At 25.9% G+C, this 14,933-nt stretch carries 12 protein-coding genes and 2 riboswitches; of the genes, 11 read left to right on the forward strand and 1 reads right to left on the reverse strand.

Annotated features, from left to right (window positions below):
- Nucleotides 1-172: 172 nt before the first annotated feature.
- From GFJ41_RS03270 to GFJ41_RS18825, 7 genes are all read left to right on the forward strand, one after another.
- Nucleotides 173-1,315 (forward strand): pyridoxal-phosphate-dependent aminotransferase family protein, encoded by a 1,143-nt coding sequence (locus GFJ41_RS03270; RefSeq protein WP_035116378.1) that lies wholly within the window; start codon nucleotides 173-175, stop codon nucleotides 1,313-1,315.
- Nucleotides 1,308-1,862 (forward strand): ECF transporter S component, encoded by a 555-nt coding sequence (locus GFJ41_RS03275; protein WP_226890213.1) that lies wholly within the window; start codon nucleotides 1,308-1,310, stop codon nucleotides 1,860-1,862. Before GFJ41_RS03270 ends, GFJ41_RS03275 begins: the two co-directional genes overlap by 8 nt.
- A 137-nt stretch (nucleotides 1,863-1,999) precedes the next feature.
- On the forward strand, nucleotides 2,000-2,755 hold the full coding sequence (locus GFJ41_RS03280; protein ID WP_170074601.1) for an alpha/beta hydrolase: 756 nt from the start codon (nucleotides 2,000-2,002) through the stop codon (nucleotides 2,753-2,755).
- A 157-nt stretch (nucleotides 2,756-2,912) separates the two neighbouring features.
- Nucleotides 2,913-6,143, forward strand: a complete 3,231-nt coding sequence (locus tag GFJ41_RS03285; protein WP_170074602.1) for an SNF2 helicase associated domain-containing protein — start codon at nucleotides 2,913-2,915, stop codon at nucleotides 6,141-6,143.
- Between the two features lie 122 nt (nucleotides 6,144-6,265).
- Nucleotides 6,266-6,466 carry a cold-shock protein CspD gene (gene cspD, locus GFJ41_RS03290; RefSeq protein WP_021430592.1) on the forward strand — a complete coding sequence of 67 codons (201 nt, stop codon included), beginning with the start codon at nucleotides 6,266-6,268 and terminating at the stop codon, nucleotides 6,464-6,466.
- Between the two features lie 114 nt (nucleotides 6,467-6,580).
- Nucleotides 6,581-9,016 (forward strand): DNA helicase RecQ, encoded by a 2,436-nt coding sequence (gene recQ / locus GFJ41_RS03295; RefSeq protein ID WP_170074603.1) that lies wholly within the window; start codon nucleotides 6,581-6,583, stop codon nucleotides 9,014-9,016.
- A gap of 137 nt (nucleotides 9,017-9,153) precedes the next feature.
- Nucleotides 9,154-9,285: a hypothetical protein gene (locus GFJ41_RS18825; protein ID WP_021430567.1), complete on the forward strand. Its 132-nt coding sequence runs from the start codon at nucleotides 9,154-9,156 to the stop codon at nucleotides 9,283-9,285.
- Nucleotides 9,286-9,365: 80 nt separating this feature from the next.
- Here GFJ41_RS18825 and GFJ41_RS03300 read toward each other — a convergent pair whose 3' ends face one another.
- A complete protein-coding gene (locus GFJ41_RS03300; protein WP_170074604.1) occupies nucleotides 9,366-9,974 on the reverse strand; it encodes a DUF6198 family protein in 609 nt (202 codons plus the stop codon).
- A gap of 348 nt (nucleotides 9,975-10,322) precedes the next feature.
- Nucleotides 10,323-10,423: riboswitch (purine riboswitch) on the forward strand.
- A 92-nt stretch (nucleotides 10,424-10,515) separates the two neighbouring features.
- Between GFJ41_RS03300 and add the strand changes: the two genes are divergently transcribed.
- The 4 genes from add to GFJ41_RS03320 all read left to right on the forward strand — a co-directional run bounded on the left by add (nucleotide 10,516) and on the right by GFJ41_RS03320 (nucleotide 14,548).
- Nucleotides 10,516-11,511 (forward strand): adenosine deaminase, encoded by a 996-nt coding sequence (gene add / locus GFJ41_RS03305; protein ID WP_035116367.1) that lies wholly within the window; start codon nucleotides 10,516-10,518, stop codon nucleotides 11,509-11,511.
- A gap of 92 nt (nucleotides 11,512-11,603) precedes the next feature.
- Nucleotides 11,604-12,479 (forward strand): YihY/virulence factor BrkB family protein, encoded by an 876-nt coding sequence (locus GFJ41_RS03310; protein WP_025162954.1) that lies wholly within the window; start codon nucleotides 11,604-11,606, stop codon nucleotides 12,477-12,479.
- 2 nt (nucleotides 12,480-12,481) lie between these two features.
- Entirely contained in the window at nucleotides 12,482-13,123 is a 642-nt protein-coding gene (locus GFJ41_RS03315) for a lactate utilization protein (protein WP_035116366.1), read from the forward strand.
- A gap of 234 nt (nucleotides 13,124-13,357) precedes the next feature.
- Nucleotides 13,358-14,548: a pentapeptide repeat-containing protein gene (locus tag GFJ41_RS03320; protein WP_170074605.1), complete on the forward strand. Its 1,191-nt coding sequence runs from the start codon at nucleotides 13,358-13,360 to the stop codon at nucleotides 14,546-14,548.
- Nucleotides 14,549-14,641: 93 nt separating this feature from the next.
- Nucleotides 14,642-14,816, forward strand: a riboswitch (Lysine riboswitch).
- Nucleotides 14,817-14,933: the final 117 nt, after the last annotated feature.

Here is a 14,933-nt window from a genome sequence, read left to right on the forward strand (position 1 = left end):
AAAACATTAACCCTAAAAAAAATAGATGCATTATGCATCTATTTTTTTAGGGTTAAAATTGTATGGGTACAAATAGCAAAAACTTTAAAATTTTACAAAAATTGTATCGTTATTATCTTTTATAATATACAATCAAAACATAGACTTGAATCAAAAGGGGGATGTTTTGATTATGAATAATAAAATAGTATATACACCAGGGCCTACTAACATAAGAGAAAATGTAAGACAAGCTAGATCTAAAAAAACTACAAATCCAGATATTGATTTAGAATTTGTTGAATTTTATAAAGAGACTTGCGACACTTTAGCTAATATTATAAAAACAAAAAATGATGTGTACTTATTATGTGGAGAAGGAATACTTGGACTTGAAGCAGCATGCGCTTCTTTAATTGAAAAAGGAGATAGAGTACTAGTTATAGATAATGGGATATTTGGTAATGGGTTTAAAGATTTCGTTAGTATGTACGGTGGAGAGGTGGTTCTTTTTAGCCAAGATCATAGAAACAGTATAAATACAGATGAACTTGAAAAATTTTTAGAATACGATAATGATTTTAAATTTGCAACAATAGTGCATTGTGATACTCCAACCGGTGTTTTGAATGATTTGAGCACAATATGTCCACTTCTTAAAAAACATAATATACTTACAGTTGTAGATTCCGTAGCAGCAATGTTTGGAGAAAAGCTTTTAGTTGATGAATGGAAAATAGATATTATTCTTGGGGGATCACAAAAAGCTTTGTCGGCTCAACCAGGGTTAACGATAGTAAGTTTAAGTGAAGAAGCTAAAAAATCTATAAAAAATAGAAAAACAAATATAATTGGATTTTATTGTAACTTAAGTATATGGGATAACTATTATGAAAATAAATATTTTCCATATACAATGCCTATAAGTGATATATTAAGTTTAAGAAAAGCTGTGGATAATATAATTGAAGATGAGCTTGAAAATGTTATAACTAGGCATGAAAAAATATCTAAAGCAACTCGAAGAGCATTATCAGAATTCGGGTTAAAATTATTTCTTGAGTCAGGATTTTCTAACACTGTAACAGCTATAGAAATACCAAAAGAAATAGGGGCACTAAATCTGGTAAATTATATTTTAAATACTTATAACGTAGTCATAGGGACTTCATTAGGGAAATATAAAAATTCTTTATTAAGATTGGGGCATATGGGTGAAAATGCAAGGCTAGAAAATATAATATATATATTAAATATTTTAGATAAAAGCTTAGCCGACTTAGGATTTAAAGGAAACGGATGTTTGGTAAATTTATTTAATAAATACTATGAATAAAAGGAGAATTTGGATGCAATCTGTAACTACTAAAAATAAACAAAAATTCACAACAAAAGATATAGTTGAAACATCTTTACTTATAGCTTTAGTATTTATAGCAACTAGGTTTATTAACATAAGGCTTCCTATAGCATCGAATGGAGGATTAGTACATTTAGGTAATACTATGCTATTTATATCAGCAATAGTATTTGGAAATAAAAAAGGGGCATGTGCAGGAGCATTTGGAATGGCTTTATTTGACTTATTGTCAGAATGGGCTATATGGGCACCATTTACATTTATTATACGAGGAGTAATGGGATATATAATTGGGAGTATAGCATGGTCTAAAAACAAGCAAGGTAATAGCGTAATAACAAATATAATAGCAATAAGCATTTCTGGAGTGTGGATGGTAATAGGATACTATATAACAGAATTCATATTATATGGAAATTATATTCAACCGATAGGGTCTATACCAGGAAATATAACTCAGATAGTTGTTGGAATGGTAATTGGAATTCCTATATCTAAAGTTTTAAAAAGATATATTAAATAGTAATAAAAAGATTATATCGAAATGATATAGTCTTTTTTTAGTTATATTAAAATTGTAAGATATACCAATAAATGGTATAATTTTAGTAAACTAGGAAATCGATATTAAAGTTGTTGTTATAAGGGAGAAGTGGTACATTGGATTTAAAAAAATCGTATAAATTTAATGGTAATAATATAGGGTGTTTATTAATACATGGGTTTACAAGCACACCAGCAGAAATGTATCCTTTAGCTAAAGTCTTAAACGATAAAGGTTATACAGTGAATTCTATTCTTTTAAGTGGTCATGGTACAACTCATGATGAATTACTAAAAGTATCTTATATAGATTGGTATAATGATGTTGAAAGTGCATATGAAGAATTGTTATTTGAATGTGAAAAAGTGATTGTAATTGGCCATTCTATGGGAGGACTTTTAGCACTTATTTTAGCATCTAATTATCATATTGATAAATTAATATTATTAGCATGCGCTATTAAGCCTAATAATAGATTAGTCAAATATACAGGGGTATTAAAATATTTTAAAAAATATACTGGTTGGGAAACATCTAATTCAAAAAGACCTGATGATTGTGATAAATATAGATTGCATTATAATGTTTTTCCATTACATGCAGTTCATCAATTGCATCTTGCATCAAGAGCAGCGAGTAGTTGCTTAAGAAATATAGATTCAGATACATTAATTCTTCAAGACAAAAACGACTCTCAAGTTAAAAAAGAGGGTGCATATGCATTATATAATGGGATACATAGTAACTATAAAAAATTATACTGGATTGATGATGCAACTCATAGTCTAACCTTAGGACCTAAAAAAGAAGAAGTTTTTAAGCGGATAATAGATTTTATAGAAATTAAAAATGATGAAATTTTTAACATATAAAAAAGAGTACTATACTAAAGTTACTTTTAGCATAGTATTCTTTTTTATTTTAATGAAATTAATTTGATAAAATTTAAATTAAAAATTTAATTTTATCAAATTATAATTTTAAATATGATATAATAAAAAGATGTTCAAAAAATGAGAGGTGAGAAAATTGCAACTTAAAGAATTAATAGACATGGTAAGAGAAGGTACACAAAAATCGATGTGGGCGAGGGGATATACTTATTATAAAAAAGGAATTGTAGATCAAGTGACACCTCAAACAAAAAATGGAGTTTTAACAATTGATGGAATAATAGGTGCAGATTTCTCAAATGAAATACATTATACGACACTTGAAATAGATTTGAAGAAAAAAGAAATTATAAGTGCAAGATGTAATTGTATAGACTTTGTAAATAATGAAAATGAAAATAAGAATTTTATATGCAAACACAATATAGCTGCTTTTCTTGTTTATATAGATATGTTACAAAGAAAAATAAAACAACAAAAAATAGATAGAAAGAAAAAAGAAGAAGAACTAGATCCATCAACTCAAATTATAAAAATAGCAAATGAAAAACTATCACAAAATAGAAAAGTAAATCTGGAAATGACTTTAACAAAGCAAAACTCTAACATAGGAAATTACTACCAAGTAAGTTTTAAAATAGGAATAGATAAGATGTATGTATTAAAAAGCATTCCTGAATTTATATATTCTAGAAGAGAACGTATATCTATAAAATATGGTAAAGACTTTGAGTATAACCCTGTTTCTGATTATTTTTCTATAGAGGATGAGTCTATTATAAATTTTGTAGAAGAATATATAAATATAGATCAAACTTTATACAAAGATTCTAAAGTAGATATAAGTCTTATAGATGGAAAATACTTAAATATATTGGAAAGTGGATTAAAAAACTTTTTGAGAAATATAAGAAATAAGGAAATAATATTTAATTATGATGATAAAGTATATAAAACATATATAAGAAATAATGACATAGATATATCTTTTCATATAAATGAAGATGGGAATAAGCTTGTACTAAGCTCTAATAGTAAAGATATATCACTTTTAAATGCTAAAGGTGATGTCGTATTGTTAGATAGTGAAATATATCTTATATCAGACAAGCAATGTTATAATTATGTTCCATTTCATAATTTATTTACTAAAAATGGTAGTATAACATTTAAGAAAGATGTTGCAGATAGCCTATTTAATGGAGTACTTCCTGTATTAAAAAGAGCTTCTAAGAACATATCTTTTGATGAAAGTTTAGAAAGTCAAATACGTAATAATTTAGATGTTAAATTTTACTTCGATAAAATGAAAAATAATATTTCTTGTTTTATAGATTATGTATATACTGATGAAACTGAAAACAAGAAAAATGGATATGTTATTAGAAACTTTAAAAAAGAAAATGAAATAGAGGATACTGTATGTTCTTATGGATTTGAAAGATCTGGAGATAAATTATTGTGTAAGTTATCACCTGATGAATTATACGAATTTTTTAAAGAAAAGATTTTTGATTTAAATAATATTGGTGAAATTTATTATTCAGATAAATTGAAAAAAGTAAAAGTGTATAAAGGCAGTGATATAAAAGCTAACTTTAACTTAAATAAACAAAATTATTTAGAATTTACATTTAATATAGATGATATAGAAAAACATGAAATAGAAAATATACTAGAAGCATTAAGAAATAAACGTAAATATTATAAGTTAGGAAATGGAAGCTATATAAATCTTGAAGAAGATCAAATGGTTAAATTCCTTGAATTATTGGATGATATAAAGGATAGGAACATTTCCACAGATAATGATGAACAAATTGATGAAGATAGTAATGAGGTTTTATATAGCTTAGGAAGTGCAAGTTCTATATACTTGAAAAACCTAATAGATGAAAATGAAATTTCTTTTATCAGTGGAATGGATAAAATAGATGAGATATCAACCAGTTTTGAAACTATAAATAATATGGACGTTTTAGTGCCTAAAGAGTTAAATGCAAGTCTTAGAGAATATCAAATTCAAGGTTTTAAATGGTTTAAAACTTTAAGTCATTTACAATTTGGAGGAATACTAGCAGATGAAATGGGATTAGGTAAAACTATACAGACTATAGCTTTTTTACTTTCACAAAAAAATAAAAAAAGCATTGTAGTTGCACCTACATCACTTATATATAACTGGAAGAATGAATTTGAAACTTTTGCACCAAATTTAAATATATTGGTTTTACATGGTAGCAAATCAGAGCGTAAGGAAATGTTGAAAAACATAGATGAAAATGATGTTATATTGACAACGTATACTATTTTAAAGAATGATTTTAGTGAATTAGAAAATATAGAGTTTGATTACTGTATAATAGATGAAGCTCAGAATATAAAAAATCCATATTCTCAAAATTCTGAAGCTGTAAAACAAGTAAAAGCTTCTGTTAGATTTGCGCTTACAGGAACTCCGATTGAAAATAATTTATTAGAATTGTGGTCTATATTTGATTTTATTATGCCTGGATATTTATATTCTAAAAATAAATTCCAAGAGAAATTTTTAAAAACTACTGATAATATAGTAGAACTCAAAAAGCAAATACAGCCATTTATGTTAAGAAGACTAAAGAAGGAAGTTTTATCTCAACTTCCTGATAAAATTGAAACTAATTTCTTTGTTGAGATGACAGAAGATCAAAAGAAAGTATATAAAACATATGTAGATGATATAAAAGAGAAAATGAAAGATGCAGATTTTAATAAAGATAAGATAACTATTTTATCATACCTAACAACACTAAGACAACTTTGCTTAGATCCATCTATAAAAATAGATAATTACAATGGGGAAAGTGGTAAAATTAATGTTTTAAATGAAATAGTTAGTGAGAATATTGAAAATAATCACAAAATATTGATTTTTTCTCAATTTACATCTGTATTAAAGAATATAGGAAAAGAACTTGAAAATGAAAATATAAATTATTTTTATTTAGATGGTCAAACTAATCCGAAACAACGTGTTGAATTAGTTGATGAATTTAATAAGAGTGAAGATGTAAGAGTATTCTTAATATCATTAAAAGCAGGAGGAACAGGATTGAATCTTACGTCTGCAGATGTAGTTATACATTTTGATCCTTGGTGGAATCCAGCTATAGAGAGTCAGGCAACAGATAGAGCTCATAGATACGGTCAAAAAAATGTTGTTGAAGTTATAAAACTTATTTCTAAAGGAAGTATTGAGGAAAATATAATAAAACTACAAGAAGATAAGAAAGAGCTTATACAAAAAATTATAAGTGAAGACTTAAAAAATGAGAGTTTTATAAAGATGTTATCTAAGGAAGAGCTAATTAATCTAATTACTAATTAAATGAATATTTTAAATATTTATTTGGTAAAACGCTTGTAATTGATAAATATATATGATATCATTAACACAAATAGTAAAGAAGTACTGAAAGATTGTGCTTTAATTTTTAGGAGGATTCCATAATGAAACAAGGAACAGTAAAATGGTTTAACAATGAAAAAGGATTTGGATTTATATCTGTAGAAGGTGGAGATGACGTATTCGTACATTTCTCAGCTATACAAAAAGATGGATTCAAATCATTAGAAGAAGGTCAAGCTGTTAACTTTGAAATAGTTGAAGGTGCTAGAGGACCTCAAGCTGCTAATGTTACTTTAGCATAATTTATATATAATATAGTATATAACACTCCTTAAGTATGCTTATGCATACTTAAGGAGTTTTCTTGTTTTAAGAAAAAAGTTTTACAATAATAAGTATTTTAAAGGAGAAGATAGATGAATATAAAGCCTTTAGATGTACTATCTAAATATTACGGATATCCAAAATTTAGAAAAGGTCAAGAAGATATAATAAATGAAATTATAAAAAGAAATGATATTCTAGCGATTATGCCAACTGGAGGAGGAAAATCCATATGTTATCAAATACCATCTCTTATTTTAAATGGTCTAACGATAGTTATATCTCCTCTTATATCTCTAATGAAAGACCAAGTGGATTCGTTAAAGACAATGGGAATAGATGCAACTTTTATAAATAGTTCTTTATCTACAATGGAACTTTCAAATATAATAAAAAATATAGATGATGATAAATATAAAATTATATATATAGCACCAGAGAGATTAGATTCATATGAATTTTCAAATTTAATAAAATCTAAAGAAATAAGCCAAATAGCCATAGATGAAGCTCACTGCGTATCTCAGTGGGGGCATGATTTTAGAACTAGCTACAGAAAAATATCTCAATTCATAAATAACTTAGAAAAAAGGCCTATAATTACTGCATTTACAGCGACAGCATCAATGGAAGTAAGAAACGATATTATAAACTTATTAGAACTTAATAATCCTAAATTATTTATAACTGGTTTTGACAGAGAAAATTTAACTATAACTATAGAAAAAGCTTCAAATAAAAATAAGTATCTATTAGAGTATATTAATAATCATAAATCTGAAAGTGGAATTATATATGCGGCAACCAGAAAAGAAGTAGATAAGATATATGAAGGATTAAATAAAAGAGGGTACAATGTATCTAGGTATCATGCAGGACTTGGAGCTGAAGAAAGAAAATTAAATCAAGAGAGTTTTATAAAAGATGATGTAAGTGTTATGGTTGCTACCAATGCATTTGGAATGGGAATAGACAAACCTAATATACGATACGTGATACATTATAACATGCCACAGAGTATAGAAAATTACTATCAAGAAATTGGTAGAGCTGGTAGAGATGGTGAAAAAAGTGAATGTGTACTTTTATTTACGCCTGGAGATGTACATATACAAAAATATTTAATTGAAATTGGTACAGAAAACCCAAATAGAAAAAACATTCAATATAAAAAATTAAGGGATATGTCAGATTTAGTATATAGTAATGATTGTTATAGAAAAAGTATTATAAATTACTTTGGAGAAGATTTTAAAGAGGAATGTGGAAACTGTAGTAATTGTTTAGATGATGGAAGCTTAGTTGACAAAACTTTAGATGCTCAAAAGGTTATTTCATGTATAGCTAGAATGAAAAGAAGTTTTGGAATAACTATGATTATAGATGTGCTTAGAGGATCTAAAAACAAAAAAGTATTACAATTTGGATTTGATGAATTATCTACTTACGGAATAATGAAACATTACTCATCGGATGATTTAAAAACTTTTATCAATACACTTATATCTCATGGTTTTATAGATTCTATAGATGGAACTTACCCAACCATAAAATTAAATGAAAACTCAATGAAAACGCTAAAGGGAGATATTAAGGTAGAATTTAAAGAAAGCAAAGTATCTAAAAACTTAGAAATATCAAATGAACTGTATGATACTCTAAAGCAAATTAGATATAATATATCAAAAGAAGAAAATATAGCTCCTTATATGATATTTGGAGATGGAACTTTAAAAGTTATGTCTAGTAAATACCCGATAACAAAAGAAAGTATGCTAAAAATTCCAGGTGTCGGAAATATAAAATATGAGAAATATGGAGAAATATTTAAAAGTGCAATAATCAAATATGTTGAAGAAAATAATATAAAAATACAGGGTGACTTTATAAGTTCACAAGAGGAAAAACTTGACTTTATAGATATTAAAACAGATAAAGAACTTTATGAAAAATTATATATAAAAAGAAGTGAACTTGCTAAAAATGAAGGGGTATTGCCAACTATGATAATATCTAAAAATTCATTAAAAGAAATTAGTGGAAGGTATCCATCAAATGAAGATCAACTAAATGATATAAGTGGGTTTGGTCCTGTAAAAGTAAAAAAATATGGACATGTATTTTTAGACATAGTTAATAGGTACACAGAAGAAAATAATATATCTGAAATTTGGAAAGAAAAAAATAGATTGAAAGTTATAATAGATGGAGATAGTAGAACTAATGAAGAAATAGCATTAGATATGCTAAGAGAAAGTAAAGAATTGGAAGACATATCCAATGAAATAGAGGTATCTATTTCTACTATATTAGGTTATGTAACAGATATGATAAAGAATGGATCAGAAATAGATTTCAAGGTGAATTTAGAAAAATATTATACTGAAGAAGATGAAGAACATATATTAAAAATATGTGAAGAAGAAGGAATAGACAAGATTAGTCTTATAAAGAAAAAATTGCCTGACAATATAAAATATGAATCTATAAGAGCTGTAATATTAAAAAAATATTATAATCTTATGTAAAACAAAAAAGAAATGTTAAAAAATTAAATTTTAACATTTCTTTTTTTGTTTTTATTGTAAAAATACTTGACTTTGCATCAAAAATCATATACAGTATATTGTATACAATATGTAAAACATGAAAGGGGATTTTAATTATGTTAAAAAAATTATCAGAAGTATTCAATGGGTTTTCAAAGCAAATACTTGCTTTAGAGAGAATAAACAGTCAAAGATGTGTAGGTAAGGATTTAGATACTACAAAAACTATATTTGAAAATAAAAGATAATACTATAAAATAGACATAGTATTTTAAAATTTTAAAGGGATATAAGATTATATTAATATAATCTTATATCCCTTTTATAATTAAACTCTTACAATGTCTTTGTTTTTGTATGAGTATACAAAGTCTATAACTTTTCCACTTACGCTGACCGCAATTAAAGATACAGCTATTTGAGAAAATGATAAATATATTAATGATAAACCTAATATAAAAAAGTCACTTATCATATAAACTTTACCAATTTTTAAAGATGTAGTCTTAGAAATTACTAATGCTAAAGCATCGTCTCCACCAGCTGCACCTCCTGCTCTAACAACTAAACCAGATCCTAAACCAACAAAAACACCGGCAATTATACTTCCCAGTATTAAGTTATCAAATTTAGGTATAACTGGACCTATGCTTTCAAAAAAGCTGAATGATAAAGAGAAGCTAATCGTTGCTATTAACGAATACTTAATGAATTTTTTACCAAAAAACTTGTATCCTACTAATAGTAGAGCACAGTCTATGATAAGATTTGCTAATGAAAGTCTAATGTTAAATAAATTTTTTAACAGTAGTAAAAATCCTAACACTCCACCTTCCGTAATGTTGTTTTGAAAATTAAAATTATAAATTCCAAATGATAGTATAATAGAACCTATCAGTACTAGTAGAATTTGTTCTACAGATCGCCGCCTGGCCATAATATCCCTTCCTTTTTCTTGTATTTAATAACATTATATATAATAAATACAAATTTGTATACAGCAAAAAAGCAAACTAAATATTATACGAAAAAAAAAGCAAATTTGCAATGATTTTTGTGAAGTTTTTTTTGGTTTTTGAAAAATCTAAATGTAAACAAGTGATTTCAATAGGTTTAGCTACATGTAAAAAATAAAAAATTTATATTAATTGTTATTAAGTTTAGTTTTCCTAATCTTTAGTTTATATTAATTTTTGTTTTATTTAGTAAAACTAAACTAACAATACCTATTTTTATATTTATTTTTAAAAACAATTGACATTATTAGACTTTATGATATAATCATTAACAATATAAAAATTCACTTTGTATAATCCCAATAATATGGTTTGGGAGTTTCTACCAGGTTCCGAAAAAATCCTGATTACAAAGAAAATGCTTAATGTATTTTCTTTGTAATCAGGATTTTTTTGCATTTTTACATATTTAATATATAAAATAAATAATAAAAACAAATATATATAAAGGGAGATAGATATATGAATTTTGAAAAATTACCAAAAATAGAATTACATTGCCATTTAGATGGGAGCGTAAGACCGAGCACTATAATAGAATTAGCTAACATGAAGAACATAGATATACCTTCAAAAAATATCGAAGAAATAAAAAATATGATGGTTGCACCTAAGGACTGTAAGTCATTAGATGAATATTTAAAAAGATTTGAATTGCCAGGACTTATAATGCAAGATGAAGATAGTTTAGAAAGAATTGCTTTTGAACTTATGGAGGATGCATCAAAAGAAAACATAGTTTATATGGAAATAAGATTTGCACCATTACTTCATATAAATAAAGGCTTAAATACAAAACAAGTTATAGAAAGTGTTTTAAAGGGAATAAAAAAAGCTGAATTAATTTATGACATTAAAGGCAATTTAATATTATCATGTATGAGAACTATGAGCGTTGAAAGCAGTTATGATGTAATAGAAGCTGGAAAAGAATATTTAAACAATGGAGTTGTTGCCGTTGATTTATGCTCAAGTGAAAATGAACAATTTTGTGAAAAATTTGAAGAACCTATTTCTTTAGCTAGAAGCTATGGATATAGAGTAACTATACATGCTGGTGAGACTGGAATAGGAGAAAATGTATATGATGCCATCACACTTTTAAAAGCTGAAAGAATAGGTCATGGAGTGTTTATAAAAGATTGTGAAAAAGCTTATAATCTTGTTAAAGAAAATAATGTTACTTTAGAAATGTGCCCTACAAGTAACTTACAAACTAAAGCTATAAAAAACATAGAAAATTATCCGTTAAATAATTTCCATAAAGATGGAATAAAAGTATCTTTAAATACTGACAATAGAACAGTTTCAGATATTGATTTAACTAATGAATATAACATAATATTTAATAACTTTGAAATGAGTGAAAATGACTATAAAACAATTTATCTAAATAGTGTTGAAGCTTCTTTTGCAGATGAAAATACAAAAAATAAATTAAGAAATTATATAAAATAATATATTAAAAAATAAAAGTATTGCTAAAAACTAGCAATACTTTTATTTTTTGATATATAATATAATGTGATATTATATTATAGGAGTGAAAGGTGGTTGATCTTATAAATAATATAAATAATATAAAAAGCAATGTTCAAAATAATGTTATTTATAAAAAAGTAAACATAAATGATGTTAATTCAAGAGCTGCAGCTATGTCTTATTACCTATTGCTTTCTATATTTCCTTTTTTGATATTTATGATAAACTTATTAAGTTATATACCGATAATTCATATTAATAAGTTTTTAAATTCATTTAATGATTTGATTCCCAATAGTGCATTTGCTATGATTGAATCTATAATAAACTCTGCAATAAGTGATAAAAGTATAAGCTTAACTGTATTCAGTTTTATCTTTACTTTATGGAGTTCATCTCGTGCAGTTAGAGTATTTATAAAGGGCATAAACAAATCATACAATTTAAAAGAAACTAGATCTTTTTTCAAACTAATACTTATATCATTTTATTTTACAGTAGAACTCATAGTATTAATAATTTCATCTATGGTATTTTTATTATATGGAGAAAAGGTTGGATATATAATTTTTAAATTTTTAGGACTTAGTAAACTGTTTATGCCAACATGGAATTTGTTCAGATATTCTTTTGTAATAGCCATAACCATATGGATAGTTAGTTCTTTATTTAGATATGGACCTAATAAAAAGATAAATTTAATAGAGGCAATGCCAGGAGCTATTTTATCTATATTTGGATGGATATTAGTTTCAGTTATATTTTCTTTTTATACAAATAACTTTTCAAATTATCAAGTTATATATGGAAGTATAGGAGGCATTATAGCCCTGCTTACTTGGTTTTACTTAAGTAGCTGGATTATGCTATTAGGATGTGAAATAAATGCTCTTATCTACTATAGGGGTAAAAATTTTAATAAATTTAATAGGAGGGATATATAAAAATGGATAAGAATTTACAGTGGGTATACGAAAGACAAATTGAAAGAACTATTAAGGCTTTAGAAAATAACAATATGAATGGATACTTGGTAAAATCTAAAGAAGATTTAATAAAAAAAATAGATGAGCTAGTAGAAGAGAACTCTTTTGTTGCATGTGGAGGTTCACAAACTTTATTCGAAGCAGGTGTAATAGAGCACTTAAGAGAAGGAAGATTCGATTTTCTTGATAGATATAAAGAGGGCCTTAAGCCTAATGACATGAAAGACATATATAGAAAATCATTTTTTGCAGATGCATATTTTACAAGCACGAATGCTATAACAGAAAATGGAGAACTTTATAATGTTGATGGAAATGGAAATAGAGTAGCCGCAATGCTATATGGACCTGATAAAGTTATCGTTATATGTGGAGTAAATAAAATAGTTAAAGATGTAGACGCGGCTATAAAAAGAAATGAACAATTTTCTGCCCCTGCTAATGCTAAAAGATTAGATACCAAAACACCTTGTAAAGTTTCTGGTTACTGCATGGACTGTAAAAGTAGCGATAGAATATGCTGTGAATATACTTTAATAAAAAGACAAAGAGTTCAAGGAAGAATACATGTTATTTTTATAGATGAGAATTTTGGATATTAATAATTAAATAAAACTCAATGTTAAATAAAAAACCATATTAAATTCTTTAAATAAGGATTGATATGGCTTTTTTGCGTTTAATTTTAACTGTAGGAATATTATGTAATCAAATAAGAGACAATAAGTAAATAATAGTCTTCTATGGAGGTATTTATATGATAATAAAAAACTTTTTACATGCTCATCAAATAAAAAATATTAAGGGTATACAACTTAAGTATAAATAAGATTTAGATGGGATATATAAATTTTAAAGAAGAAGTTTATGTAACTAAAAATCAGTTACACAAAAGGAAGATAAACAATAAAAACTTATTTGATAGCATATTGAGGCATAAGAATTTACCTGAAACATATAACCCTTGCAAACAGTACAGTTTTAAAGTTTTTACCGATGAAATATTTGGAAAACAAGGAATTTTAGATGAAGATAATTTTTCTAATATAGAAAATAAAGATATTATATGTACAAAGTTTATAGGGTGTACATTCAAAAACTTAAAGTTTAAAGAGTGCAGGTTTGTAGGATGTATATTTGAAAATTGTAAATTTGAAGATGGAGGCGTAAGTTTTGAAAATTGTAGCTTTTTTAAAGAAGATAGTCAGAATAAGCCATCTTTAAATAAATATGATAATTTTTCTTGTCATTTTATAAATTGTGATATTTATTCAAAATTTTTAAATTGTATACTATCTTTTGCTATTTTTGAAAAATGCAAATTGAGAACAACTAATTTTGAACAAAGTGCAATAGACAATATTATAATTATAGACAGTTATTTGGATATGATAATTTTTTCTGACTGTGATTTATGTGGTGCCAAAACTATTTCAACATATATTAAAGATTTAGAGTTCAGAGATAAATTTCAAACCAAACTAGATGAAAAAAGCTTCTTTGATAAATTACCTGTTAAGTTTAAAACTAGAGACGAATATGAAGGTCTTTATATGACATATGAAACCTTAGCTGATAAGTTTAAAGAAAACTCATTAAACAATAACTTTGGAGAGTACTATTACCTATGTAAAAGCACTCAAAGAAAGTCTTTAAAAATAATACCTAAGTTAGAATCCTATTTATACTGGCTAACTTGTGGATACGGAGAAAGACCTGAATTTGCAATATATTCATCGTTAGTTATTATAGTTATTTTTGCAATTTTATATTTGTTTTTAGGAGTAGAAGTAGATGATAAAACAATTATTTATAATATGAGCACTATAAAAAAACTATCTATTTCTAAAGTTTTAAAAGATTTAAATGAAACACTAAGTTTAAGTATAGGATCTTTTGGAGGCGTTGGAACTATAAATTGTAAGCCAACAGAAATTAGTTATATACTAACAAATTTAGAAGTCCTAATTGGTGTTGTAATGATGGGATTAGGTATAGGGACTCTAACTAGAAAAGTTGTTAGATAAGTTTTAAAAATAATGAAAGTTTAGAAAATAATGGAAAAACAGTTGATTATTTACAATAACATATATATAATTTACTTAATATAAAAAGTGAATAAAAAAGGTAGAGGCGCGGTACTTATAAGTACTAGTAATGAGTTAAGCACATAGATTTACTAGGAAAGGAATTATCGCCGAAGTTTATAACTGATGCTTTAAGGTTATATGCTGGGGATGTATAAAATATATACATCACTGTCACAAATTATATTTGTGTTGAGCTATCATTTAAGGAATCTAATATTGTGCAGATTTTGCATAATATAAAAAGCCTTGAGTGTATACTCAAGGCTTTTTCTTATTTAAAGCCCTAAGTATTTATTACCCTTTGCATTCACTAAAGTTAAAT

Source organism: Paraclostridium dentum (assembly GCF_012922555.1).
GTDB lineage: Bacteria > Bacillota > Clostridia > Peptostreptococcales > Peptostreptococcaceae > Paraclostridium > Paraclostridium dentum.

Bases quoted from the DNA above. Each gene is read 5' to 3' on its own strand.
- cspD (WP_021430592.1), top strand. From the start codon at position 6,266: ATGAAACAAGGAACAGTAAAATGGTTTAACAATGAAAAAGGATTTGGA.
- GFJ41_RS03300 (WP_170074604.1), bottom strand. From the start codon at position 9,974: ATGGCCAGGCGGCGATCTGTAGAACAAATTCTACTAGTACTGATAGGT.
- recQ (WP_170074603.1), top strand. From the start codon at position 6,581: ATGAATATAAAGCCTTTAGATGTACTATCTAAATATTACGGATATCCA.
- GFJ41_RS03315 (WP_035116366.1), top strand. From the start codon at position 12,482: ATGGATAAGAATTTACAGTGGGTATACGAAAGACAAATTGAAAGAACT.
- GFJ41_RS03275 (WP_226890213.1), top strand. From the start codon at position 1,308: ATGAATAAAAGGAGAATTTGGATGCAATCTGTAACTACTAAAAATAAA.
- GFJ41_RS03320 (WP_170074605.1), top strand. From the start codon at position 13,358: ATGGGATATATAAATTTTAAAGAAGAAGTTTATGTAACTAAAAATCAG.
- GFJ41_RS03270 (WP_035116378.1), top strand. From the start codon at position 173: ATGAATAATAAAATAGTATATACACCAGGGCCTACTAACATAAGAGAA.
- GFJ41_RS18825 (WP_021430567.1), top strand. From the start codon at position 9,154: ATGTTAAAAAAATTATCAGAAGTATTCAATGGGTTTTCAAAGCAAATA.
- add (WP_035116367.1), top strand. From the start codon at position 10,516: ATGAATTTTGAAAAATTACCAAAAATAGAATTACATTGCCATTTAGAT.